This window comes from Nonomuraea sp. NPDC046570, from assembly GCF_040645915.1.
Classification (GTDB): Bacteria; Actinomycetota; Actinomycetes; order Streptosporangiales; family Streptosporangiaceae; genus Nonomuraea.
On sequence record NZ_JBEYZF010000061.1, the window covers coordinates 1 to 22,375 of the forward strand.

Below are 22,375 nucleotides of genomic sequence, written 5' to 3' on the forward strand. Positions count from 1 at the left end.
CAGGGGTCTGCCCGATCGCCCTTGTCGGCCGCCTTGTGAGACCTATACGGGTCGGCTGAGACTTCAGACCAGCCCGCGAACCGCAATGGCATCCCGGTCCAGGGCAGCAGCCCTGAGCGGGTCACCCAGGACCATCACACTCCCAAATGACCCGCTTAACACCAGTCACCTAGACGGCATCGGCGAGCTGGCCACGGATGGCGCCATCCGGGAACTCCGCGTTGTGGACGTTGGTGTAGAACTGGCTCGGATTCTGGACGATGGCCTTCAACTCGTCGCGGGTCAGCGTGGTGTCGGCTTTGTCGGCCGTCTGGCGCCTCACGGCGCGGATGCAGTCGCTCGCGAAGCCCTCGCTGGGCGCCTTCAACGTCACCACGATCGGACCCGCCACTCCTGCCCTCCCCTCGTGGATGTGCGCCGCGGTCGCGGGGGCGATGTTGTGGGCGGTGATGACGTAGCAGAGCGTCGACCGTCCGCTCACCCTCCAGGCGAAGATCCCCACACCGTCCGGATCGCCGGGACCGGGAACCTCCTGGGCCCCGGTCATCTCGACGAACTGGTAGGGCGACGGGTCGCCTGCGGTCGCGCTGGCCGTACCGGGAAAGACGAGCGCTGCCGCGGCGAGTGCCGGAATCAGGATGATTGACTTGATCATGGCAAGCCTCCTAGATAACTATGAGTAGTGGCGAATTACTCTGCGTAGTCTTTCCGGGGTCTGCCGGGCCGAAACCGCGTTGGTGCAGGTAGTCGTCAACGACGCTGAACTTGTTCGTCCACCGGCCCCAGAGCGGCTCCTCCGGCGTGGTGGCGTGCGCGGAACGGATCACGATGCGGTGGAGCGAGATCTGGATCACCGCCTCCATGGTCCTCACCGCTGTCGCGGGCGGCTTGCTTGATGCGCGTTACCGTGTGGGATCCGCCTGGTGGAGGGCCTGGCGGCAGGCCTCGATGGCGGGGTGGCGGCCGCGGCCGCGGCGTACGGCGGTGAAGATCTTCCGGGCCTGCCCGCCGTACGGGAGAGGGTTGAGGGTGACGGTCGGTGGGCGCCCGTACCAGACGAGGTCCGGGAGCAGTGCGGCGGCGTGGCCCTGCTCGACCAGCCGTACGTGGAGGAGCAGGTCGGTGGACTCGAAGCGCACGTCGGGCTCGAAGCCCGCGGCGCGGCAGAGCGTCGTCGCCCAGCGCCGGGCGGTGGTGCCCGCCGGTTCCATGACCCACGGGTGGTCTGCCAGCACCCGCAGCGCCTCCCGCGGATCGGCGGGGGGCGTGCCATGGGGCTGGGCCAGCCGCAGCGTGTCCTCACACAGCTCCTCCCGCTCCAGCTCGCCGGGAGGGGGGTGGGGGTCGCCCGGGTACTCCTCGGCGATGACCAGGTCGAAGTCGAGGGCGAGCAGGGCCGGTAGCGCCTGTTCCGGCTCCTGCTGGGTGACATGGACGCGCAGGCGCGGGTGGGCGTCGCGCAGCATGGTCAGCGCCGTGGGCAGCAAGGCCAGGGCCGCGGTCTGGAAGGACGCGATGCGCAGCGTGCCGGTGAGGTCGGTGAGCGAGGTGGCGATGTCGGCCTTGGCCCGCTCCAGCCGTTCCAGGACCGCTTCGGTGTGGGCGACCAGGATCTCGGCCTGCGGGGTGAGCCGGACGCGCCGGCCCACGGGCTCCAGGAGCGGGACGCCGACCTCCGACTCCAGCAGCGACAGCTGCTGGGAGACGGAGGAGGGGCTGTAGGACAGGGCGGCGGCGACCGCCGCGAGCGTGCCACGGTGCTTGAGCTCGCGCAGCAGACGCAGCCGATGGAGATCGAACACGAACAACTCCGGATCGGTCGGCTTTTCTAACGGATATTAGTCGAAAACATTCGCTGGACCGAAGACTGGCGGCGATGGCACGGTGTGCCTGTGACTCCTTCCCGGCGGGTGAGCCTCCCCTGGTTCGCGAACCCCGCAGCCAGGCTCTGGACGTGCGCTCCGGCTCCCGCCGACGTCCAGGTCTTCCACGCGGGCCTGGCCGGCTACGCCCCCACCCCGCTGACCGAGCTTCACGCCCTGGCCGCCGAGCTCGGCGTCGGTCGGGTGTACGTCAAGGACGAGTCCTCCCGGCTCGGGCTCCCGGCGTTCAAGGCGCTGGGCGCCTCCTGGGCGATCCACCGCGCCCTGTCCCGGCGCCCGGCCGGAGCGCGGGTACGGCTGGTCACCGCCACCGACGGCAACCACGGCCGCGCGGTGGCCCGGACCGCCCGCCTGCTCGGGCACCGCGCCGACGTCTTCGTCCCCGACGGGGTGCACGAGGCCGCCATCGACGCGATCATCGCCGAGGGCGCGCGGGTGAGCCGGGTCCGCGGGACCTACGACGAGGCCGTCCGCCGGGCGGCCGAGACCTCGGCTGCCGACCCCGGCGCCGTGCTCGTCCAGGACACCGCCTGGCCCGGGTACGAACAGATCCCCGCCTGGATCGTCGAGGGGTACTCCACCCTGTTCGCCGAGATCGACGCGCAACTGAGCGGCGTGGGGCCACCCGGCCTGGTGGTCGTCCCGGCAGGGGTGGGCTCCCTGGCCCAGGCCGCCGTCACGCACTACCGCGGCCACCCGCCGGCCACTGCCCCCGCCCTTCTGGCGGTGGAGCCCGGCACCGCGGCCTGCGTGCAGGCCAGCCTGGTCGCGGGGCGGCCGGTCGGCGTGGCGACCGGCGTCACGATCATGGCGGGCCTGAACTGCGGCTCGGTCTCCAGCCTCGCCTGGCCGGTCCTGCGGGACGGCCTGGACGCCGCGGTGGCGGTCACCGACGCCGACAGCGCCGCCGCGGCTCGCGACCTGGCCGCCTTCGGCGTCTCCTCGGGCCCCTGCGGTGCCGCCTCGCTGGCCGGCGTCCGCGCGGCCCTGACCGGCGACGGCGCCACCGGCCGTCGTACCGCCCTGGCCGTGGGACGGCACACGACCGTCGTGCTGCTGAGCACCGAAGGCGCCGCCGCCAATCCGTACACCTTCGATGCGACACCATGACCGGCACCCAAGACGCACACCACCAGGAGGACACCATGCCCCCAACCGGCGACGACCCGGTCGAACTGCTCGGCGACCTCATCGCCATCGACTCCGTCAACCCCGATCTCGTCCCGGGCGGCGCGGGCGAGGCCGCGATCGCCGGGTTCTGCGCCGACTGGCTCGGCGCCCGCGGCTTCGACGTCCACCGCCTGGAGAAGCGCCCCGGCCGCCCGTCGATCGTCGCCGTCGCCCGCGGCACGGGCGGCGGACGTTCGCTGATGCTCAACGGCCATCTCGACACCGTCGGCCTCACCGGCTACGACGGCGACCCGCTCGATCCGCGGATCCACGACGGAAAGATCTACGGCAGGGGCGCCTTCGACATGAAGAGCGGCCTCGCGGCCATGCTGATAGCCGCGGCCCGGGCCGTCGAGCGCGGACCACTGCGCGGCGACCTCCTGCTCGCCTGCGTCGCCGACGAGGAGCACGCCAGCTTCGGAACCGAGGAGGTGCTGGAGTCCTTCACCGCCGACGCCGCCATCGTCACCGAACCGAGCCATCTCGAGGTCACCCTCGCGCACAAAGGCTTCGCCTGGTTCGATGTGATCGTCGAAGGCCGCGCCGCCCACGGCTCACGTCCCGACCTGGGCATCGACGCCATCGCGAAGGCCGGTCACTTCCTCGTCGCCCTCGAAGACTGGGGATACCGCCTGGAGCAGGGCCCGGCGCACGCGCTGCTCGGCACCGGCACCGTGCACGCCTCCGTCATCCACGGCGGTGAGGAGGCCTCGACCTACCCGGCGAGCTGCCGAATCACCGTCGAGCGCCGCACCATTCCCGGCGAGAACGCCGATACCGTACGAGCTGAACTTTCCGCCATCCTCGGCGACCTCGCCGCCAGGGTTCCCGGCTTCCGCTCTCACCTGCGGCCAGGCCTGCATCGCGAGCCGTTCGAGGCCGACCGGGACGCCGCCATCGTGCACACCGTGCTCCGCCACGCGGAACGGGCGCTCGGGCAGCCGCCCACCCTCCGCGGCGAACCCTTCTGGACCGACTGCGCCCTCCTCGACCGCGCCGGAATCCCCTGCCTGCTCATCGGCGCCGACGGCGGCGGAGCCCACGCCGCCACCGAATGGGCGGACCTCGACTCCCTGCACCGCCTCACCGACATCCTCACGGACACCATCGCGGACTTCTGCTCCTGAGAACGCTCAGGCGACCCCATGATGCGGGTGAAGCCCTCGGTCGTGACGTAGTCGGGGATGCCAGAGGTGTTGGTCAGCAGGTGGTGCAGCGTGATCGCGTCGCCTTGTGGGTAGCCGGGCAGGTGGCGGCCGACCGGGTCGGTGACGCGGAGCCTGCCTTGCTCCTGCGCAAGATCGCGGTGAAGGTCTTGGTCTGGGAGCCGATCCTGAACGCCGTGCGCGGCGTGTTGGGCACAGCTCGGCGGCCCTCGGCGTGGCGCTGGGGCGGCGGCGGGTGTCTACGCGGTTCGGTGGCCAGCTGGGGTTTGGGCTCGCGGAGCCGGGCCTGCGCCTCAGCCAACAGGGACATCTAAAGCGGCCAGGGTGAAACTGTCGGGTCGGCGGAGAGGGAGCCTCGGAGATTTCCCGTATAAGTGCTGCTTCGGTCAAGCGGATGAAAGGGGATACTGTTACCGGGGCCCTCTTAGAGATTCCGGTGAAGCTCGTTGAATGACGTGGTCGAAGCTCAGCAAACCATGCCGGGTCAGAGTCGGGCGCACCGCATGAGGGCGCTCCCGATTGCGCTTTCCGCCTGCCTGGTCATCTCTCTGATGGCGGCGGGGTTCGCGTTGAAGCGTGAGCACGACAAACTGTCGGCTCAGGAGCGTATTGCCGTGGCTCACAGGCTCGCGCTGCACGCTGCGGAGTTACGCGATGACGACCCCGTGAGGGCTCGGAATCTCGGGCTGGCCGCGGTCAACATCCATTCAGATGACCGAACGCGGGCGGGGTTGATCGACACACTCGTCATGTGGCGTCGCACGGATCTCTACGCGCTCGAGGTCGGAGGCGTTCAAGGAGTGGCACTGAGCGGCGACGGCCGGATCGCTCTCACCGGCGACAGTGATGGGGTAGGCGTATGGGACCTGAAGACCTGGCTTGACCCCAATGTCGCGCTCACCGACAAATCTGACCGGCTCGCCGTGCTGAAGGGGCACCAGGAAGACGTGGGCGCGTTGGCGCTGTCGTTCGATGGGCGAACCGCGATGACCGGCAGCGACGATGGCACCACGATGTTATGGGATCTGGCCGACCCGGCACGTCCGGCTCGCCTCGCCACTTTGCGGGGCGCGGCGAAAGGCGAATACGCCAACGGTGTGCAGGCGATGGCCTTGACCCGGGACAGTCGCAGGGCGGTGGTCGCCGATTTCGACGGCAATATGATCGTGTGGGATCTGGCCAAGCGATCTCATCCGGTGCGCCTGTCGGTCACCAAAGCCCACGATTCTTACATACGAGATGTGATATTGAGCGCGGACGGCCGGACTGCCGTCACCAGTGGCGAGGACAAGACGGTGACCGTCTGGGATATGACCGATCCCGTGCGTCCGGTCAAGCTGGCTGATTTAGAGCTTCCCGGCAACTTCGCGGAATCGACGAAGATGAGCGCGGACGGGCGTACCATCGTCGTCGCGAATCCGGACCGGGCTGATGTCTGGAGGCTCGATGATCGGACGCGTCCGATCCACACCGCCATGCTGGAGCTGCCCCCAGTCGATATGTATGACGTGGCGTTGACACCGGACGGGAAAACCGTGCTCATGGCTGGAGGCAGCGGCACCGGATTTCTGTGGGACCTTTCCCAGCCGTCCCTGCCCGCTCGGCTGGCCGCCATGAAGGGCTACACGACAGAAGTGAATTCCGTGGCCCTGAGCGCCGATGGTCGCGTCGCTCTGATGGCCAGTCCCGACCGGGGAGTTTCCCTCTGGTCTCTGGACGGCTTGGCCGATATTGTCGCCGATCCGGGAGGGGCCATTTGCGATCTTTCACCTGGCTCGGAAATCAGCAGGGCGGACTGGGTGCGGTTCGCGGGCGACGCGGACTGGTCAGACTATGGCCCAGATAACGTAGACAGCCTTTTGCTCTGCTTCATCAGGCCTTAATACTCCAGCCGCACTTACCGGTCTTTGAGTTGTCGTCGCTGGTAGTGGCTTCGTCGGGCGCGGGTCTGGTGGCGTTGTCGCCACTGGTGCCAGTGCAGGATGTGGCGCTCGTCGATGGGTGGTCGGGTCAGTAGTGCGAACAGGCGGCGGATCTCGTTGGCGGAGATCGCGATGAGTTGATCACTGTGTGTCGCGGGCGGTGGGCCCCCTCTCGACCGCGGCCAGCCGGCGCGCGGTCTGATGGCCGCCGGGAAGCTCGGGTGGGGCGGGCTCCTCGATGAGAGCGGCGCGGGTGACAGCGAGGAAGGCCAGGGCGAGCATGGCCAGCGTCATGTACCGATACCAGGCTGGATAGAGCCGGACCTGGTGGTGGTCGAAGCCGGCCTCGTTCTTGCCGCTCTGGAAGCACTCCTCGATCGTCCAGCGGGCTCCGGCCACCCTGACCAGGCGGGCCAGCGGGACCGGCGTGGGTGTGTGGCACAGGTAGAAGGCCAACTCCGATGGTCTGCCGATCGAGCGGCGGATCAGCAGCCGGTGGTGAGGGCTGTCGGTGGCGATCAGCGCCCAGTCATAGCGTCGCTCGCCCTTGGCGCCGTCCCCGCACGACAGACGCTGCCAGCCACGCCTGCCGATCTTCTTGGCCATCGCATCAGCGCGGACCTTGCCCGCACCGGTGGTGATCTGGTGGGAGCAGGAGACCGCCAGCACGTAGCCGACCTGCTTGTTCTCCAGGAAGCGGCGCAGCGGCCCGTTATCGCCGTAGGCCTCATCAGCAGTCACCCAGCCGAACGGAACGCCGGCGGTGATCGCTCGTTCGATCATGGCCTGCAACTGCTGGGGCTTGGTGGCAAAACCGATCTCTTCGGGGATCTGCGCTGCCTGGCACCGTTGCGGGTCGGCGATCCAGGACTCGCGCGGGACATACAACTCCCGATCTGGCAGTTGGTGATCTTTCCTGCGGTGCCGGTGTACTGTCGCTGCACCCCGGCCGAACCGGTGCCCTTCTTCTCGAAGCCGGTGTCGTCACCGACCAGCACTCCATCGGGCTCGCCCAGGTGGTCGACCACGTAGTCGCGGACATCGTCGCGTACGCCGTCGACGTCCCATTTCGCGGCGTTGAACAGCCGCTGCATCCCATCCGGTGTCGCCTCGCCGGCGTACTCGGCCAGCGACCATCCGTTCTTGCGTTCCAGCCCGGACAGCAGCCCATCGAGGCATAGCCGGGCGCGCCGTCGCACCTCAGGTCGTTTGAACCGGCCCGCAACCAACGCGAACGCCGCATCCAGCCCCGCCCGCAAACGGGCGGCGCCGAGGTGTTCTACTCTGTCCAACGCGGCCACCGCATGATCTTCAGATCCATCACACCTGAATGATCACAGCGGTGGCCGTCTCACGTTCCACCGGGCCTAAGCGCCAAAGGCCATAAGTCCTGGTCAGAGCGGGAAGTGCGGCTGGAGTATTAGTGCGTACGGCCCATTGTGGCCGTGTTCACTCCGGGGACGAAGCCACACGCGGGTTCTCGACATCCCACCGCGACATTTCCTGGCGGACTTCAAAGACTCCACGCACTCCGAGGCGCCACAGACGGGCACATCCCACGATGGTGAACCAGACGTCGGATCGGCACCCGGTACGGCCGGCAGGAGTAGACCTTGTCCGCGCACCACGGTGAGGTTGAGACGTGGGCGATCCACCCAACGCGGGCGGTGAAACGCCGAGACCTCCATGGCCGGACCGATCACGAGGCGGCCAGTGTGCCGCGCGCCGGTAGCCCGCTTGTCAACGGCCGGTGGATCCGTCGATTTGCTCGCGGAGGATGTCGGCGTGGCCGGCGTGCCGGCCGGTCTCTTCAATCATGTGTACCAGGACCCATCGCATCGATGGTGCCGGCCCTGGGCGCGGGGGTCGCGGGGCGGGAAGGGCCAGATCGGGGCAGGCGTCGATGACCTGGTTCGCTCGCTCGACGGTCTTCCGGTAGTCGGCGAGCACGCCCTCGACGGTGTCCTCCGCGGACGGCCGCATGGTCGCGGGCCAGTCGCCGACATCCTCACCGAGGAAGTAGAACCGTTCGACGAACGCCAGATGCTTGAGCAGCCCGAGCAAGTTGGTGCCCGAGAGCACTCCGCCCGTTCGGACCTGCGGTTCCGGCACTCCCGCAACCTTGTCCGCGACCGCGTTCCGCAGATAGTCGAAGCCCCGCAGGGTGGTCTTCTCATCGGCGCCGGTCCGCGGAGGCGTGGTGTCCGCCCTGGATCGCTGTGCACGGTTTTCTGGCATCGGGTCACTCCGTTCCACCGGCGGTCATCCGGCGGTTCGCTGGACGAGTAGGACGTTGTCGATGACGGTGGCGGTCTCACCAGCGGGTCCGGTGGCCCGGCGGCGGGGCATGTCGGCGCGCAGGGCGGACCAGTGCGCGGGGTCGAGATCAAGTTCGGCGGCGATCTCTGTGGGTGTGGGGTAGTGGATGTCGGGATCCTGGTTCCACGACCAGGGCGCGGTGGAGCCGTGGTCGACGATCAGCAGCAGACCGCCGGGGCGCAGGGCCCGTGCGGCGGTGCGCAGGACTCGGCTGCGGAGCAACGGGAACGAGGTGTGGAAGTACTGGGCGGAGACGAGATCGAACTTGCCGGCCGGGAAGCTTCTGGCCAGATCGTGCTGTTCGGTGGCGACCCGGTCCGCGACGCCGAGGTCGCGGGCGCGTTCCCGTACCCGTTCGACGGCGGTGGTGGAGATGTCCACGGCGGTGACGTGCCAGCCCTGCTGGGCGAGCCAGATGGTGTCGCCGCCGGCGCCGCAGCCCAGATCCAGGGCGGTGCCGGGGCGCAGCGGTGCGGCGATCTCGGCGAGCAGCGGGTTGACGCGTGCGCCCCAGGTACGCCGGGTGCGATAGTGCCGCTCCCAGAACAGCTTGGCGTCCTCGTCCGTCGCGCCCTGGTCGCCCGCCGCGTCGGCGGTGGGTCGTCGGCGTTGGGTGGAATCCATCTGCATTGCCCCTTCGTCGGCCGGCGTGCTGTGCGTGATCCGATAGCGCCGGTGATGTACTGCCAGCATCGCCGCCGCCGTTTCCCCCTTGCAAGAAAGGTTGCGGATCCGCATTATTGGCCGCATGGACAACCCCGCAGGAGACGTTTTGGCCGGAGTTGGGCCGCGTCTGCGTGCCCTGCGCCGGGCGCGGAGCGCCACGCTGGCGGCGCTGGCACACGAGACCGGCCTCACAGCGAGCACCCTGTCCCGGCTCGAGAACGGCAAGCTCCGCCCCACGCTGGAGCAGCTGCTGCCTCTGGCCCGCGCGCACGGCGTACCGCTCGATGATCTCGTCGCGGCGCCGCCCACCGGCGACCCGCGCATCCACCTGCGACCAGTGCGGCGATCCGGGCTGGTAGTGGTACCACTGACCAGGCGAGCCGGCGGTGTCCAGGCCTACAAAGTGATCTATCCACCCGCCGACCGAGCGCCCACGATGAACCTGCAGACCCACGAGGGATATGAGTGGTTCTACGTCCTCAACGGACACGTCAGGTTCGTGCTCGGCGAGCAGGAGTTCCGGCTCGGCGTCGGCGAGGCCGCGGAGTTCGACACCCGCATACCGCACTGGATCGGCAGCGCCGACAGCCAGCCCGCGGAGCTGCTCACCTTGTTCGGCGCGCAGGGTGAGCGTGCCCATCTAGCACCGTCCAGGCACTGACACTTGGCACACCGGGTTCGTCGGGTAAGGGCGGCGCATTGCTGCGCGGCGAACCGCTGCTGCTCTCCGTGGTCGTCATGGTCGGCGTCACGCACCTGCCCGACGTGGCACATCGGTTCCTGAACCCGATCCTCGGGGCGATCTCGTACGAGCGGGTGCCGCGGCGCCCACTGGGCCGGGTCAACGCGCTGACGGACTCCCCCGCCTGGGCCGCGATCCCGCTCGGCGGGCTGGTGGGCGGGGTGGCGGTGGCGGCCGCGGGCCTGGCGCCGGTGCTGCTCGCAGGCGGGGCGGCCTACGCGCTCACCACGGCCATGACCGGCGGCCCACGCTCAGGCATGCCCCCGACAGCCGTTACTGCTGCGCGTAGTTGTCAAGGCGAGGCTGATCCTCGAGCAGGTGGTCGAGCCCCAGACAGTCGAGCAGCCGATCCACCCGGGCCGGCACGTTGACCAGGCGGAGGTCGCCGCCCATCCGCAGGAGGCTCTGCCTGAACGAGATCAGCAAATCCAGCCCCGAACAGTCCATGAAGGACACCTGGCTCATGTCCACCTCGAGCACAGGCGCCGCCCCACGCTCGATGCGGTCAACCATGGCCTCCACAAGCTCGGCCCGTAGACGCTCAGCGGTCGCCATGTCGATCTCCCCGCACGGAGCGATGACCACGCGGTCGCTCTGGGCTGTGCACGTCACCTTTAGCAGCTCCATCACGAACCTCCACAAATCCACGCAGCGGAATGCCCGAAATGTCAAGCTCGCCGGTTAGCACACCACATCCACCGGACCCATGTCCTCTCCACAACGCAAACGCCCGGCAATATCCTCGTTAACCGGCCGCTCCCCGAGCACAGCGGGCAGTTCCTCCTGCCACCAGGGCCGGGCTCGGGCCTACGGCTCGCGTTTCATGCCGGTGATCGTGTAGTGGCAGCTTTATTCGAGGCCATGCAGTCGGTGTAACGGAGTGTACATGGAGTGGAACTGAGGGTCGCTGAGCCCCCTACCCGCTTCGGCCGCCTGCTGCCCCGCGCTCGACCCGCTGGCCAGCACACCGAAGTCCTGGTCACGGACCTCTCAACCTAGGCAGGGCAGTGCACCACGTCCCGGCCCCACCGCTCCCGGAGTCCTGGTGTGCCCGGCAGCTCGTCAACCAGCCTGGTGGGGCATCAGCAGCCGGCGTGTGCGGATCGTCCGGCCGTCAGCCAGCACCACCGCGAACCGGGTGACCTCCCCGTTGTCCTCGCCGGCCACGGCGCTGACCTCGCTGGGCATCATAGGTACCCCGCCACCGCGAGCCTGGGTGTCCTATCGCCGGGCCGCCGAGCTGTTCGAGCAGGCCGCCGCCGACCTCGCGGGCAGACCGTGAACATTGGAGCAGCTGCGCCACAGCGCGCTGACCCATACCGCCGAAGACATCGCCAACTCCTCCAGGCTGCTGGCCTACTGCGGCACACCTCGGGGGCGTCGCCGGGCGGCTACGCCCGCGTTTCCCCCGAGGCGCTGGCGCGCTGGCAGGCCGAGCGCGCCCCTGCCGCTCGCAGGCGGTGATGCGCGATTAGAAGTGGGGCCGAAGCAGCGGCCCGAAGATGTGAACCCCGATCCCCCATGCCTCCTGCTGGCTCAACACCTGGCCGGTGACCCCGGGGTGGGTTTGCGCCCAGGCGAGGGCGTTGTCCTGGTCGGTGAAGAAGTTGATGTAGTCGCAGCAGATGTCGGCGGCGATCGACGGCACTGTGGCGTCGGCCGAGGCTTCGGGCGGGCAGGTTCCGCAGGTGCTCTGCCGGCCGTAGAAGACGACCGTGGTGGCCGGGTTCCACAGCACCCGGCTCGCGCTGGTGTCGGCGGGGACGGTGACGGTGATCGGGTTGCCGGTGCCGGGTTCGGCGGAGGAGATCGTCACGTCCTTGCCGAGCATGGCCGCGATGCCGAGCGCGTCGATCGCGCACATGGAGAAAACCTGCGGCCCGTCGGTGATCTGCACGAGGTGCGGGGTCGGCGTCGGCGAGAACGGGTAGGCCGCGCTGATGGCGCCGAAGGTGTCCAGGCGCAGGAAGTCCGCGGCGTGCAACTGCGCCAAGACCTGCTGGCTGCTTGTCTCGAACGGGGCGGCGGCCTCGTCGAGCTCGTCCTTCGACGGGGCCTTCCCGGTCTCGGCGAAGGCCCGCAGGACCCGTTGGTGCACCGCCCGCAGGCCGCCCTCGACGGGCGCCAGGCGGCCCAGCCCTGCCCGGCCCACCGCTGTGGCCGGCTCGCTCGGCACCGGGTGCTCGACGGTCTGCTGGAGCGCAGCGCGCAGCGCCGCCACCGAGGGGGCGCCACCGGTCGGCCCGGACTCATCCCGATACAGGCGGCACGAGACGCTGCTCGGGGTGCCGGGCGCGGCGAACGGATCGACGCCGTTGATCAGCAGGGTGGGCGACCCGTGCATCCCGTACCGGGCGGCGTCCGCCTCGCCCTCGATCACCCGGAGGTTCACCGTCACGGCCGGCTGGTCGGCCAGGGCCTGGGTGAGCCGTTCACGCAGGACAGGCTCGTTCGGGCAGTCCGGCACGGTCAGCATGGTCAGTTCCAGCATGCGCTCCTCCAAAGGGCAGCTGTTGGCGCTCACCTTGGCCAGTAGAGGTTCCAGTGCACTGGAAGGTCCAGCGTAGGCTCGCGGTATGCGCATCGGTGTTCTGGCCGCCCAGGCGGGGCTGACCGCCAAGACCATCCGCTTCTACGAGGACTCCGGGTTGCTGTCCGCGCCGCCGCGTACCTCGACCGGCTACCGCGACTATCCCGAAGCGCCAGCGGGATGGCCTTGTCCTGGGTGGCCGTCACCGCCCAGGAGGGGATGGTGCGCCAGGCGGCGCCGGTGGTCGTGTCGGTGTAGGAGGAGGCGGCGAACGGGCGCTGACCGGCCTGCATCAGGCGGGTGGTGGACACGGTCAGGTCGTGGGCGAAGGCGCTGCGGAACTTGTCCGGCTTGAGGTACAGATCGACGCCGGTGCTGCCGTCGGCGTTGGTGAAGGGCACCTCCCGGACGGAATCGGGGATCTGACTGCCGGGGAACTTCCCGAACAGATCAACGAGCTTCTCGCCCTCGTCGGGCACCATCGCGGCGACGTAGACGAGCGCCTTCACGCTGGGGATGCCGACGGCGGCGTTGGTGATCACGGCTCCACCGTACGAGTGACCGACCAGCACGATCGGCCCCTCGATCGACTTCAGGACGCTGGCGATGTACGGCGCGTCGGTCCGCCGGCAACGGCCGCGAACACGATACGGCGCGGCAGAGCAGTGGGACGGTTCATAGCTGTCTGCAAGCGGAGTTGCGGATGGATCCGGAAGCCGCGCTCGGCCTGTATGGCATGGCCTTACAGGCCGAGCGCCGCCATGACCGGCCCCAAGGCCAGGATCGAGTCGGCGTGGTGCGTGCCGTCGTCAGGCGGCGGCCTGGCGGATGAGGTCGGCGACCGCGGCGGGCTGGGACAGGTAGACCGAGTGGCTGCCCGGCGTTTCCGCGACGGTCGCCCCGGCGCGCTGCGCCATGGCGTGCTGGGCGGGCGGCGGGATCATCCGGTCGTCGGTCGCCACCAGGTACCAGGACGGCTTGGCACGCCACGCGGGTTCGGTGACCGCGCCGCCGAGAGCGTCCACGCCCCAGGGGACCTGCGAGTCGGCCATGAACGCCGCCTGGTCGGCGGGCAGGTCACCCGCGAACGACGCGGGGAACTTGTCCCGGTCGAGGAGGAGGAATCCGTTGACCGGGGGCAGGATCGGCGGGACGGGCGCGCCGGGCGGCGGGTCGGCGATGAGCGTGTTGACCGACTCGCCCTTGTCCGGGGCGAAGGCCGCGATGTAGGCGAGTGCCGCGACGTTGGGGTGGCTGCCGGCCTCGCTGATGACGACGCCTCCGTAGGAGTGGCCGACGAGCACGGCCGGGCCGTCGAGCGAGTCCAGGACCTGACGGGTCGCGGCGACGTCACCGTCGAGCGACAGCGTCGGGTTCTGCACGACCGACACACGGAAGTCGTCGGCGACGAGCAGGTCGTAGACGGCCTGCCAGCCGGAGCCGTCGACGAAGCCGCCGTGGACGAGCACGATGTTGCGGATCATGTCGCTCCTCTGCGAGGGGAGAAGGGGTGGAACGCCTCCCAAGGTAGGAATCCGGCGGCTCCCCTCGCGTACGTCAAATGATGTAATCGCCGTCCCGCGCGGTCATGCGACGGCTCAGTTCGCCGCGGGTGGTGATGCCGAGCTTGGGGAAGATGCGCGACAGGTGCGTGCTGACCGTGCGGGGCGAGACGAACAGCCGCTGGCCGATGTCGCGGTTGGTCAGGCCGTCCGCGACGAGTTGCGCGATCTGCGACTCCTGGGCGGTGAGCCGGTCGCGGGCGTCGTGCTTGCGGCGGATCCGCTCGCCGCTCGCGCGCAACTCGCGCAGTGCGCGCTCCGACCAGGGCACCGCGCCGAGCGCGTCGAATGCCTCGGCCGCCGCGCGCAGCGGCGCCCTGGCCTCGGCGGCGCGGCGCTGGCGGCGCAGCCACGCGCCCCAGGCGTACCGCAGTCGCGCCCGTTCGAACGGCCAGCCGACCAGGTCGTCGCGGAGCGCCTGCGTGAACAGCTCCTCGGCGGCCTCGTCGGGCGCGATCACGGCCCTGATGTAGGCGAGGGCGACCTGCCCGACCGGCGACCCGCTCTCCTCGATCATCGGGGCCAGCTCGTCGGCGACCGCGCGCAGTTCCTCCTGCCGTCCGCTGAGCAGCGCCGCCTCCGCCAGGTGCGGCAGCGCCCACAGCCGGATGTACTGGTGGTAGCTGACCTCGCTCGGGTTGAAGATCGGGCGCAACGCGTCCCAGGCCGCGCCGAAGGTCCCGTCGGCCAGTTCGGCGGCCCCCCGCGCGAGCTGCACCAGGGACAACATCGGGTACGCGCCCGCCGACATGAACGCCCGTTCCACCTGCGCGGCGAGATCGCGCGCGACGTCCGTCGCGCCGCGCAACGCGTGGATCTCGGCGGATGCGGCGTCCACGGTGAGCACCCACTGCGGCTGCCTGGTCTCCACGGCCAGTGCCCTGGCCTCGGCGGCGGCGATGCCCCCGAGCCGGGTGTCGCCGAGGCGCGCCGCCGACGTCGCCTGCCCGACAAGCGACTGCGCGAGCGTCCCGAACGGCCCCCGCGCCCGCATCCCCGCGCTCGCCTCCGCATACAGCCGGGCGCCCAGCGGGAAGGCCCCGACCGCGTTCGCCGCCGCGCCCAGCAGTTGCAGGTTGTGCGGGCTGACCCAGCTCGCCCTGCTCAGCGCGTCGAGCTGGAGGAGTATCTGCCTGCCACGCTCGACGGGGGTGATCATCGCAAGCGACGAGACGACCTGCGGGTCGTCGTGGGGTACGGCCAGCCGTTCGATCGCGGCGAGCACAGGCGCGCGGCTCTCCCGCGTGGGGTTGGAGAAGTACCAGCGCATACTGACCCAGGCCAGCCAGCGCAGCGCGAACGCCGAGCCGTCCCGGGCGCGCATCTCGTCGAGGAACTCGCCGAGGCCAGACAGCCGATCCACGCCGGTCCACACGAAATGCAGGGCGAGGTCGCGAAAGTACGTGAGCCTGGACCGGTCGATCGGAGCGAGGTCGGCGTCCTCCGCGCGGCCGACGAGGCGTTCCAGGGCGGCGCGGTCGCCGAGGTCGAAGGCCATGACGGCCGCGTCGACCAGCCGCGCACCCCGGAGGGCCGGGTCCGCGGTGAGGTAGGCGGCGCGCTCCTGCGCTTCCAGCGCACGCCCCGACGCGCCCCTGCCTCCGGCGCGCAGCGCGGCGGCGGCGAGCCCGGCCGCCACGTCGTCGTCATAGGACGCCGCGGCGGCGGCCCGGTGCCAGATCCTGCGGTCGTCGTCCTCGGGCAAGGCTGCGGCGAGCGCGGCATGCGCCTCGCGTAACAGGTCAGCCCCGGCCGCCTGGACGATCGCCGACCTGATGAGCGGGTGCCGGAAGCTGACGCGCGCGGCGTCGGCCACGACCAGCCCTGCCCGGGTGGCGGGCACCAGCGCGGACGCCCCGATCGGCGCGCCCGTCAGCAGGGACGCGGCCCGTGTGTTCTCCTCGATCGCGTCGTCCTCGTTGACGGCGGCGACGAGCGCCAGGGTCCTGGTGTCGGCAGGCAGCGCGGCGAGCGCCTGGGCGAACGCGCGCTCCAGCCGCTCCGTCAGAGGCAGCCTGCTCGACGCGAGCATCTCCTGGTCCTGCCGGGACGCCATCGCGGCGAACTCCATCAGCGCGAGCGGGTTGCCCGCCGCCTCCGTCAGCACGCGGGCGCGCAGTGCGATACCCAGCTCGGGCGCGACCCGCGCCAGCAGCTCAGCCGCCGCCCGGCCGGTCAGCGGCGGCACGCTCAGCGCGGGCAACCCCGACGCGACGAGCTTGGCCTGCGCGTCGGCGTCGTCGCGCGAGGTCGCCAGCAGCACGACCGCATCCGAGCGCAACCGGCGGCCGACGAACGCGAGCGCCTCCCAACTCGGCTCGTCCAGCCAGTGCGCGTCCTCGCCGGCGAGCACCACAGGTGAGTCGCCCGCCAGCGCGGACAACCGGTGCAGCACGGACATCGCCGCGCGCAGCGGCCCACCATCGAAGTCGCCGGGCACGAGCCCGGTCCCCGCGAGCAGCCTACGCAGCCCCTCGTACGGCACCTGGCCTTCGGCGGGCACGCCGGTCACGGTCAGCACACGCGCGCCCCGGGCCTCAGCCTCGGCTGTGACGGCCCCGAGCAACGCCGACTTGCCGACGCCCGGCGCTCCGCTCAACACGAGCGCGCCGCCGCCGCCATGCTTCGCGTGGTCCAACAGCGCCAACAGGTCGCGCAATTCGGCGTCTCGTCCCACCAGGGCGGGCGGCCCCGCGAGTACCATACTCATTTCGCGCCTCCCGGCTTCGGCCCGTACTGTCCCAAGCGGCGGCGCGAGCCGTACAACCTCAGCTTGGCGAAGTTCCATGCCAAGTGTGCCTCGAGCGTGGTCGGTGATCGTCAGCCGGGCACTTCTGGTCGCGGCTGGACGGCTCCTCCGCGACCAGGCGCGTGGTGGTGTCCATCAGGCGGCGGCCTGGCGGATGAGGTCGGCGACCGCGGCGGGCTGGGAGACGTAGACGGTGTGGCTGCCGACATGGGAGAGGTGTCGAGATCGGGCCGGGCCGCGCCCACAGGCCACGAACATGATCAGTTCTCCGGCTCATGTCATCCTTGGATCTGCACCCACGGGTGGGTCACTGCCACCGGGATTACACGCGTCGCTACCGTCGCGTCGTCGCTGCCGAACTTCACCTAGACACTCTGTGTAGCTTTTACATTACAGTCTGTAATGAACGGTCGTGGACACGGCCCGACAGACAGCGGAGACCCCCATGCGACGTATCACCCCCAAAGCCGCCGCCCTCGCAGCGGTAGCGATGCTCGCCCTGGCCACACCTGCCCAAGCCCAGGCCGCCGCAGCCCATCATCGCGCTGCAGCCCCGGAGGCCTACTTCGAGTACACCGACATCACCCGCGAGACGGCCGTCGTCAAGCTCACCGACCCCGCCAAGATCCAGCACGCCAGGAACCTGCTGAACGGCACCACCACCGCCGAACCTCACCTCATCGGCAAAATCGTCAAGCGGCCCGCTCCCTACAACCTGCGGTGGTCCTACCACTACGACCCCAACTCGGTCGATTTCTTCGACTACGCCTTCGAGGTGTGCGACGCCACGATCCCCTACGTCGAGGAGCACCTGGACGAGGCGGGCGGCGCGTTCCTACCCGGCCTGGTCTGGTGCCCCTGGACCTCACACCTGGTGCGCGAGATCCCCGCACCGTAAGGCGCGCCCCGCTGCGAGCCCTGCAGAATCTCGGAAGTCCGGCCCAGGGCAGTCTCTAGGTCTAGAGGGTTTCCCCTCTGGACCCTCTAGACCTAGAGTCCTCGTCCCCTATCGGGTTCGTCGCCTCGCTGGAATGACAGCGCTCCGCCAGGATCTCGGTTACGTGACCTTCAGTTGGTGGACGGTGGACGCTGTGCCCATGGCGGCTCTTCCCTCGGTGTGGCGATGGGCGTCATGGCATGGCGCACCGCCCCAAGGAGGCGAGCTCGGCGGGGACCTGCCGGTGAGTCGTTTTCGTGCGTTCTGGCCGGGTAAGGCGCGTAAGTGAGCGCCTGCCCCAGCGAGGTTCCTCGCTCGCGGTCGCCCGACACTGTCGCCGGAACAAATATGAGGAGACAGTCATGAAGGATGAATCAACAAACCTCGGCGGGCCGGCGGCGCGCGCCGCCGACGCACCGAGCCTGCCCGCGGCCGTCGACCGGGCCGCCTTCCAGGCCGAACTCGACAGGCTGCGGGTTCGGGAGAAGGCGCACACCCGGGAAGGCGACGCGATCGCCGCAGCCCGACGGCGCCTACCCATGGTCGAGGTGGACGCCAACATCGCGCTGATCGGGCCCAACGGGCCGCTCACCCTGCTCGACGCGTTCGAAGGGCGCCGACAGCTCATCGCCTACTATTTCATGTGGTACCCCGGTCGACCCGCGCCCGAGCAGTGCGAAGGCTGCACGTGGTGCAACACCCAGGTCGCGGAGCTGTCCTACCTTCATTCTCGCGACATCACCTACGCGGTCTTCTGTCAGGGGCCTTTCGACGAAAGCATCCGCTACCACGATTTCATGGGCTGGGAGATGCCGTGGTATTCAGCACAGGCCTCCCTCGACACGCTCCTCGTCGGGCGCCACATCGGCATGATGCACCTCGTGTGCTACGTACGAGACGGCGACCGCGTCTTCGAAACCTACTGGACGACCCGCCGCGGCGTAGAGGAAATGGACTACAGCTACGCGCTCATGGACCTCACCGTGTACGGACGCCAGGAGCCGTGGGAGGACTCGCCTCCCGGCTGGCCACAACCGTGGCAGGTCGACAGCTCCTACACGCGGACCAACGGACGCCCCATCGCCCACTGGTCGCGACTCGAAGCTGGGCGCTCTGACGACCTCGCCGTTGGACCCTAGTCTAGGTGGCTGGTGTTAAGCGGGCCATCACGAGCATGCAGGCGCGCTGAATGGGCTGCTCAGTCCCTCTGTGAGTGATCAGTCTCGGGTCGGCAACCGGCCCGACGCGTGCCCCACGATCACCGTCACCCTGCTCGCCCTTTCGTTCGTCCGTCGGACGGGATTACTGTGAAACTGCGGCCGGAGGAAGGGGGTGTCGGGATCGGCGAGTGGCGATCGGCAAGGAGACCCCGATGGACTACGACCTCTTCGAACAGGGCGACATTCAGCTGCAAAGCGGCGCTACACTTCGCGACGCCAAGCTGGCTTACAAGACCTACGGCGAGCTCAACGCTGACAAGAGCAACGCGATCGTCTATCCGACGTGGTACTCGGGCCAGCACTATGACAACGAATGGCTCATCGGCGAGGGTATGGCGCTCGATCCGTCGAGATACTTCATCGTCATCCCCAACATGTTCGGCAACGGGCTCTCGTCGTCGCCGAGCAACACCCCGCCGCCGCACGACGGAGCGCGGTTCCCGAACGTGACGATGTACGACAACGTCCGGGCCCAGCACCGTCTCATCACCGAGCGGTTCGGCATCGAGCGCCTGGAACTCGTCACGGGCTGGTCGATGGGGGCCGGGCAGAGCTACCAGTGGGCGGTCAGTTACCCCGAGATGGTCCGGCGGATACTGCCCTTCTGCGGCGCGGCGAAGACCAGCGTTCACAACATCGTCTTCCTTGAGGGTGTCAAAGCCGCGCTCACCGCCGACGCGGGGTGGAACAACGGCTGGTACCGCGAGCAGCCGAGGGTCGGGCTGCGGGCGATGGCCCGCGTCTACGCCGGCTGGGGCTTCTGCCAGCAGTTTTACCGGGAGAAGAGCTACGAGCGCGAGCCGCTCCGATACGGCTCCCTGGAGGACTTCCTCGTCGGCTTCTGGGAGGGGCTGTTCATCAAGCGCGACGCGAACAACCTCCTTGCCATGCTGTGGACGTGGCAGAACGCCGACATCGGCAGGACCCCTGGTTTCGGCGGCGTCGAGGAGGCACTCGCCGCGATCCGCGCGCCCGCGATCGTCATGCCGGCCCAGCAGGATCTCTACTTCCCGCCCGAGGACAGCGAGTGGGAGGTCGCCCACATGCCCGACGCGGAACTGCGGATCATCCCCGGCTCGTGGGGACACTTCGCCGGAGGCGGACTCAATCCGGTGGACACGAAGTTCATCGACAACGCGCTCAAGGAGTTGCTCGCGAGAGAGGTCTAGTCAGGCGCCGAACCATCGTCCTGCTTTCCCCTGAGTTCACCGTGACGCTGGTTCTGAGCAGTCCACGGTCCCGTGTGTGGCGACGGTGTGGAGGTACTGGGCGGGTCCTGTGCAAACAGTCGCACGGGTGGGCCACCGCTCCTATCGTCGCAAGATATGCGGACAGTGGATGTACTGGTCGTGGGTGCGGGCCTGGCCGGTCTGTGCACAGCCCGCCTGCTCGCGCGTCGGCAACTGGATGTGATGGTGGTCGACCGCCGCAGGTCGCTGTCGACGGGCATCCGCACGACCGGGATCTTCGTACGTCGCACCCTGGATGACTTCGACCTGCCGGACCATCTGCTCGGGCCTGGTGTGCGGGACGTGCTGCTGTATCCGCCGTCGCGGCGGGCACCGATCCGGCTCACCAGCGACCGGGACGAGTACCGCGTGGCCGACATGGCGGCCGTTTACCAGCACGCGCGCCGCGCGGCGGAGTCGGCCGGGGCACGGGTTCTCTTGGGCGTGCGGTATGTCGACGCGTCGACGGGTTTTGTACGGCTCGCGGGTGCGGAACCGGTGACGGCCCGGTTCATCGTCGGCGCGGACGGCGCCCACTCCCGGGTGGCCCGTGATCTCGGCCTTGATGTCAACCGGCGGTTCCTCATCGGTGCCGAGATCGTCCATCCGATCGCGTCGGGCACGACCACCCCGGCGTTCCACTGCGTGCTGGACCCTCGGGTTGCTCCGGGGTACCTGGGGTGGGTCATCGACGACGGCCGGCATGCGCATGTCGGCGTCGCGGGTTATCCGGACGCGATGCGCACCGGCATCCGTTACCTGCTGGACGCTTTCGCCGCGGACGCGCCAGGCCGCGCGGCGCCGGCTGGTCCGGTCGAGCGTCGAGGTGGTCCGATTCCGGTCGGCGGTGTGCTGCGACGGTTGGCGTGCCCCGCAGGGCTGCTCGTCGGAGACGCGGCGGGCGCGGTGTCGCCGCTGACGGCCGGCGGATTGGACCCCTGCTTCCGCATGTCCGAACTGGCCGCGGCGGTCGCCGCCGGGTACCTGCGTACTGGTGACCAACGCATGTTGAGCCGGTACGACGGGGACGCGTTGCGGAGCCGGTTCCGAGGCCGGCTGTTGCTGCGCCGCGTGTTCGCCGGCATCCGATCCCCCGCCGCGACAGAGGCGGCGGTGACCGTACTGCGCAGTCGTGCCGGTCGTGCCCTGGCAGCGCGGATCCTGTTCGGCGACGGCTCGTTTCCGATTGTCAACCCACAGCTCGCAGACCCGGCAATCGAGCGCCCGTGATGGCCGCCTTGGCCTCCCCGGTCATCAGCCGTTGCGCGGCCTGGTACCCGTAACCGCCCCGGGCGACCTGGTCCATGCCACACCCTCCATGTCCGGTTTCCGGTGACTCAGTGGACGGTCTCCGAAGCAGGGCGGGGTACGGCGAGGCTCAGATAGCGGCCGTCCAGATGGATCATAATCTGGTCCTGGACCAGTTCGGCGAGGATGCGGTCGCCCGGTTCGGTCAGATGGGCGGTCACGTCGTCGGCGGACCGGTGCTGGTCGCAGTAGAGGTAGGCGGCCCGTCGCGCGCCTTCCAGGATGGTCAGCGTCCGGAGCGCCCGGGGGCGAAAGTCCCAGACGGCCAGCGTGTCACCGTGGTCGACCGAGATCAGCCCGTCGTGGTGCGCTTCACCGTGCCACCGCTGGACGGCGGCCCGGGTCTTCCCGATGTAGGTGTCCGGGTCGCGGCCGTCGTCGTAGTCGTACTCGAAGTAGTAGGCCAGATTCGCGAGCTGGTCGTCCGGCAGCCCGTAGATGTGGTGGTAGCTGCGGTCCGGCCGGATGTCGCGGATGCCGAGCACTGCCGCGTCGAAGAAGTACGGGCTGAAGCGATCCAGCCGTACCCGCCCCAGCGAGTACGGGGGCTGCAGGTGCCGGATGGCGTCGATGACGGCGGCCGTGGCCTCGTAGTCGTCGGGGTTCTCGCCGGGGAAGCCGTAGATGAGGTTCCAGAAGGGCGTGACGCCGAGTTCCTTGCACCATTTCAGCAGTTGCACGTTCTGCACCGCGGTGGTGCCCTTGCGCATGGACCTCAGCACGTCCGTGCTGAAACTCTCCACGCCGGGCTGGATGGTGCGGATCCCGGCGTCGTGCAGGTCGCGTAGCTGCTGCTTGCTGAGCTTCGCCCTCACCTCGAAGAACAGGCCGAGATTCAGCCGCCGCCGCTTCAGCTCCGGAATCAGATCGCGGAAGTAGTGAGCCTTTTCCATCCCTGGTGGCGGATGGCTGGTCACAACATGATCGCGGGTCCGGCTTTCCCCTCATGACGTAGCAGAGCTCCTGGTAGAC

The 22,375-nt window shown here is 69.3% G+C and carries 20 protein-coding genes and 3 pseudogenes; 10 read left to right on the forward strand and 13 right to left on the reverse strand.

The window, feature by feature from the left end; translation table 11 throughout:
• Window positions 1-169 precede the first annotated feature (169 nt).
• The 3 genes from ABZ911_RS40890 to ABZ911_RS40900 are packed head-to-tail and all read right to left on the reverse strand — an operon-like array spanning window position 170 to window position 1,802.
• A complete protein-coding gene (locus tag ABZ911_RS40890) occupies window positions 170-655 on the reverse strand; it encodes a CHRD domain-containing protein (RefSeq protein ID WP_358069317.1) in 486 nt (161 codons plus the stop codon).
• A 10-nt stretch (window positions 656-665) separates the two neighbouring features.
• Complete coding sequence (locus ABZ911_RS40895; RefSeq protein WP_358069320.1) at window positions 666-863, reverse strand: hypothetical protein; 198 nt, start codon at window positions 861-863, stop codon at window positions 666-668.
• 39 nt (window positions 864-902) lie between these two features.
• Entirely contained in the window at window positions 903-1,802 is a 900-nt protein-coding gene (locus tag ABZ911_RS40900; protein ID WP_358069323.1) for a LysR family transcriptional regulator, read from the reverse strand.
• A gap of 90 nt (window positions 1,803-1,892) precedes the next feature.
• Between ABZ911_RS40900 and ABZ911_RS40905 the strand changes: the two genes are divergently transcribed.
• From ABZ911_RS40905 to ABZ911_RS40915, 3 genes are all read left to right on the forward strand, one after another.
• Entirely contained in the window at window positions 1,893-2,993 is a 1,101-nt protein-coding gene (locus ABZ911_RS40905) for a diaminopropionate ammonia-lyase (RefSeq protein WP_358069326.1), read from the forward strand.
• Between the two features lie 35 nt (window positions 2,994-3,028).
• Window positions 3,029-4,180 (forward strand): ArgE/DapE family deacylase, encoded by a 1,152-nt coding sequence (locus ABZ911_RS40910; RefSeq protein WP_358069328.1) that lies wholly within the window; start codon window positions 3,029-3,031, stop codon window positions 4,178-4,180.
• 494 nt (window positions 4,181-4,674) lie between these two features.
• Window positions 4,675-6,102, forward strand: coding sequence for a hypothetical protein (locus ABZ911_RS40915; RefSeq protein WP_358069372.1), 1,428 nt, complete (start codon window positions 4,675-4,677; stop codon window positions 6,100-6,102).
• A 180-nt stretch (window positions 6,103-6,282) separates the two neighbouring features.
• Here ABZ911_RS40915 and ABZ911_RS40920 read toward each other — a convergent pair.
• The 3 genes and pseudogenes from ABZ911_RS40920 to ABZ911_RS40930 form a co-directional block, all read right to left on the reverse strand.
• Window positions 6,283-7,400, reverse strand: a pseudogene (locus ABZ911_RS40920) (IS701 family transposase).
• 481 nt (window positions 7,401-7,881) lie between these two features.
• On the reverse strand, window positions 7,882-8,379 hold the full coding sequence (locus ABZ911_RS40925) for a DinB family protein (protein ID WP_358069331.1): 498 nt from the start codon (window positions 8,377-8,379) through the stop codon (window positions 7,882-7,884).
• Window positions 8,380-8,403: 24 nt separating this feature from the next.
• A complete protein-coding gene (locus ABZ911_RS40930) occupies window positions 8,404-9,084 on the reverse strand; it encodes a class I SAM-dependent methyltransferase (RefSeq protein WP_358069334.1) in 681 nt (226 codons plus the stop codon).
• Window positions 9,085-9,208: 124 nt separating this feature from the next.
• Here ABZ911_RS40930 and ABZ911_RS40935 point away from each other — a divergent pair, with 124 nt between their 5' ends.
• Window positions 9,209-9,787, forward strand: coding sequence for an XRE family transcriptional regulator (locus ABZ911_RS40935; protein WP_358069337.1), 579 nt, complete (start codon window positions 9,209-9,211; stop codon window positions 9,785-9,787).
• Between the two features lie 354 nt (window positions 9,788-10,141).
• On the opposite strand, the gene ABZ911_RS40940 is transcribed toward ABZ911_RS40935, so the two are convergent.
• The gene (locus ABZ911_RS40940) at window positions 10,142-10,495 is read right to left on the reverse strand and encodes an STAS domain-containing protein (protein ID WP_358069340.1); all 354 of its coding nucleotides are present in this window, start codon (window positions 10,493-10,495) and stop codon (window positions 10,142-10,144) included.
• A gap of 511 nt (window positions 10,496-11,006) precedes the next feature.
• Here ABZ911_RS40940 and ABZ911_RS40945 point away from each other — a divergent pair.
• A complete protein-coding gene (locus ABZ911_RS40945) occupies window positions 11,007-11,150 on the forward strand; it encodes a hypothetical protein (RefSeq protein WP_358069343.1) in 144 nt (47 codons plus the stop codon).
• A gap of 189 nt (window positions 11,151-11,339) precedes the next feature.
• Here the strand turns inward: ABZ911_RS40945 and ABZ911_RS40950 are convergent, their stop codons facing one another.
• On the reverse strand, window positions 11,340-12,392 hold the full coding sequence (locus ABZ911_RS40950) for an alkylmercury lyase family protein (protein WP_358069346.1): 1,053 nt from the start codon (window positions 12,390-12,392) through the stop codon (window positions 11,340-11,342).
• A 52-nt stretch (window positions 12,393-12,444) separates the two neighbouring features.
• On the opposite strand from ABZ911_RS40950, the pseudogene ABZ911_RS40955 reads away from it, so the two are divergent.
• Window positions 12,445-12,567: pseudogene (locus ABZ911_RS40955) on the forward strand (MerR family DNA-binding transcriptional regulator); the annotation flags it as partial.
• Between the two features lie 43 nt (window positions 12,568-12,610).
• Here the strand turns inward: ABZ911_RS40955 and ABZ911_RS40960 are convergent.
• The 4 genes and pseudogenes from ABZ911_RS40960 to ABZ911_RS40975 all read right to left on the reverse strand — a co-directional run.
• Window positions 12,611-13,129 (reverse strand): annotated as a pseudogene (locus ABZ911_RS40960) (alpha/beta hydrolase); the annotation flags it as partial.
• A gap of 78 nt (window positions 13,130-13,207) precedes the next feature.
• Window positions 13,208-13,882: an alpha/beta hydrolase gene (locus tag ABZ911_RS40965; protein ID WP_358069349.1), complete on the reverse strand. Its 675-nt coding sequence runs from the start codon at window positions 13,880-13,882 to the stop codon at window positions 13,208-13,210.
• 73 nt (window positions 13,883-13,955) lie between these two features.
• Complete coding sequence (locus ABZ911_RS40970; RefSeq protein ID WP_358069352.1) at window positions 13,956-16,670, reverse strand: AAA family ATPase; 2,715 nt, start codon at window positions 16,668-16,670, stop codon at window positions 13,956-13,958.
• A 174-nt stretch (window positions 16,671-16,844) separates the two neighbouring features.
• Window positions 16,845-16,967: a hypothetical protein gene (locus ABZ911_RS40975; RefSeq protein WP_358069355.1), complete on the reverse strand. Its 123-nt coding sequence runs from the start codon at window positions 16,965-16,967 to the stop codon at window positions 16,845-16,847.
• 187 nt (window positions 16,968-17,154) lie between these two features.
• Here ABZ911_RS40975 and ABZ911_RS40980 point away from each other — a divergent pair, with 187 nt between their 5' ends.
• The 4 genes from ABZ911_RS40980 (at window position 17,155) to ABZ911_RS40995 (ending at window position 21,325) form a co-directional block, all read left to right on the forward strand.
• Window positions 17,155-17,607 (forward strand): calmodulin-binding protein, encoded by a 453-nt coding sequence (locus tag ABZ911_RS40980; protein WP_358069358.1) that lies wholly within the window; start codon window positions 17,155-17,157, stop codon window positions 17,605-17,607.
• Between the two features lie 401 nt (window positions 17,608-18,008).
• Window positions 18,009-18,785 (forward strand): DUF899 family protein, encoded by a 777-nt coding sequence (locus tag ABZ911_RS40985; RefSeq protein ID WP_358069361.1) that lies wholly within the window; start codon window positions 18,009-18,011, stop codon window positions 18,783-18,785.
• A gap of 233 nt (window positions 18,786-19,018) precedes the next feature.
• Window positions 19,019-20,035, forward strand: coding sequence for an alpha/beta fold hydrolase (locus tag ABZ911_RS40990; RefSeq protein WP_358069363.1), 1,017 nt, complete (start codon window positions 19,019-19,021; stop codon window positions 20,033-20,035).
• Between the two features lie 156 nt (window positions 20,036-20,191).
• Window positions 20,192-21,325 (forward strand): NAD(P)/FAD-dependent oxidoreductase, encoded by a 1,134-nt coding sequence (locus ABZ911_RS40995; RefSeq protein ID WP_358069366.1) that lies wholly within the window; start codon window positions 20,192-20,194, stop codon window positions 21,323-21,325.
• Between the two features lie 107 nt (window positions 21,326-21,432).
• Here the strand turns inward: ABZ911_RS40995 and ABZ911_RS41000 are convergent, their stop codons facing one another.
• Window positions 21,433-22,296 (reverse strand): radical SAM protein, encoded by an 864-nt coding sequence (locus ABZ911_RS41000; protein ID WP_358069369.1) that lies wholly within the window; start codon window positions 22,294-22,296, stop codon window positions 21,433-21,435.
• Window positions 22,297-22,375 lie beyond the last annotated feature (79 nt).

What these genes read in the sequence shown, in the direction of transcription:
- ABZ911_RS40890 (WP_358069317.1), bottom strand. Translation starts at nt 655, where the DNA reads ATGATCAAGTCAATCATCCTGATTCCGGCACTCGCCGCGGCAGCGCTC.
- ABZ911_RS40895 (WP_358069320.1), bottom strand. Translation starts at nt 863, where the DNA reads ATGGAGGCGGTGATCCAGATCTCGCTCCACCGCATCGTGATCCGTTCC.
- ABZ911_RS40910 (WP_358069328.1), top strand. Translation starts at nt 3,029, where the DNA reads ATGCCCCCAACCGGCGACGACCCGGTCGAACTGCTCGGCGACCTCATC.
- ABZ911_RS40925 (WP_358069331.1), bottom strand. Translation starts at nt 8,379, where the DNA reads ATGCCAGAAAACCGTGCACAGCGATCCAGGGCGGACACCACGCCTCCG.
- ABZ911_RS40930 (WP_358069334.1), bottom strand. Translation starts at nt 9,084, where the DNA reads ATGGATTCCACCCAACGCCGACGACCCACCGCCGACGCGGCGGGCGAC.
- ABZ911_RS40935 (WP_358069337.1), top strand. Translation starts at nt 9,209, where the DNA reads ATGGACAACCCCGCAGGAGACGTTTTGGCCGGAGTTGGGCCGCGTCTG.
- ABZ911_RS40940 (WP_358069340.1), bottom strand. Translation starts at nt 10,495, where the DNA reads ATGGAGCTGCTAAAGGTGACGTGCACAGCCCAGAGCGACCGCGTGGTC.
- ABZ911_RS40965 (WP_358069349.1), bottom strand. Translation starts at nt 13,882, where the DNA reads ATGATCCGCAACATCGTGCTCGTCCACGGCGGCTTCGTCGACGGCTCC.
- ABZ911_RS40970 (WP_358069352.1), bottom strand. Translation starts at nt 16,670, where the DNA reads ATGAGTATGGTACTCGCGGGGCCGCCCGCCCTGGTGGGACGAGACGCC.
- ABZ911_RS40975 (WP_358069355.1), bottom strand. Translation starts at nt 16,967, where the DNA reads ATGTTCGTGGCCTGTGGGCGCGGCCCGGCCCGATCTCGACACCTCTCC.
- ABZ911_RS40980 (WP_358069358.1), top strand. Translation starts at nt 17,155, where the DNA reads ATGCGACGTATCACCCCCAAAGCCGCCGCCCTCGCAGCGGTAGCGATG.
- ABZ911_RS40985 (WP_358069361.1), top strand. Translation starts at nt 18,009, where the DNA reads ATGAAGGATGAATCAACAAACCTCGGCGGGCCGGCGGCGCGCGCCGCC.
- ABZ911_RS40990 (WP_358069363.1), top strand. Translation starts at nt 19,019, where the DNA reads ATGGACTACGACCTCTTCGAACAGGGCGACATTCAGCTGCAAAGCGGC.
- ABZ911_RS40995 (WP_358069366.1), top strand. Translation starts at nt 20,192, where the DNA reads ATGCGGACAGTGGATGTACTGGTCGTGGGTGCGGGCCTGGCCGGTCTG.
- ABZ911_RS41000 (WP_358069369.1), bottom strand. Translation starts at nt 22,296, where the DNA reads ATGGAAAAGGCTCACTACTTCCGCGATCTGATTCCGGAGCTGAAGCGG.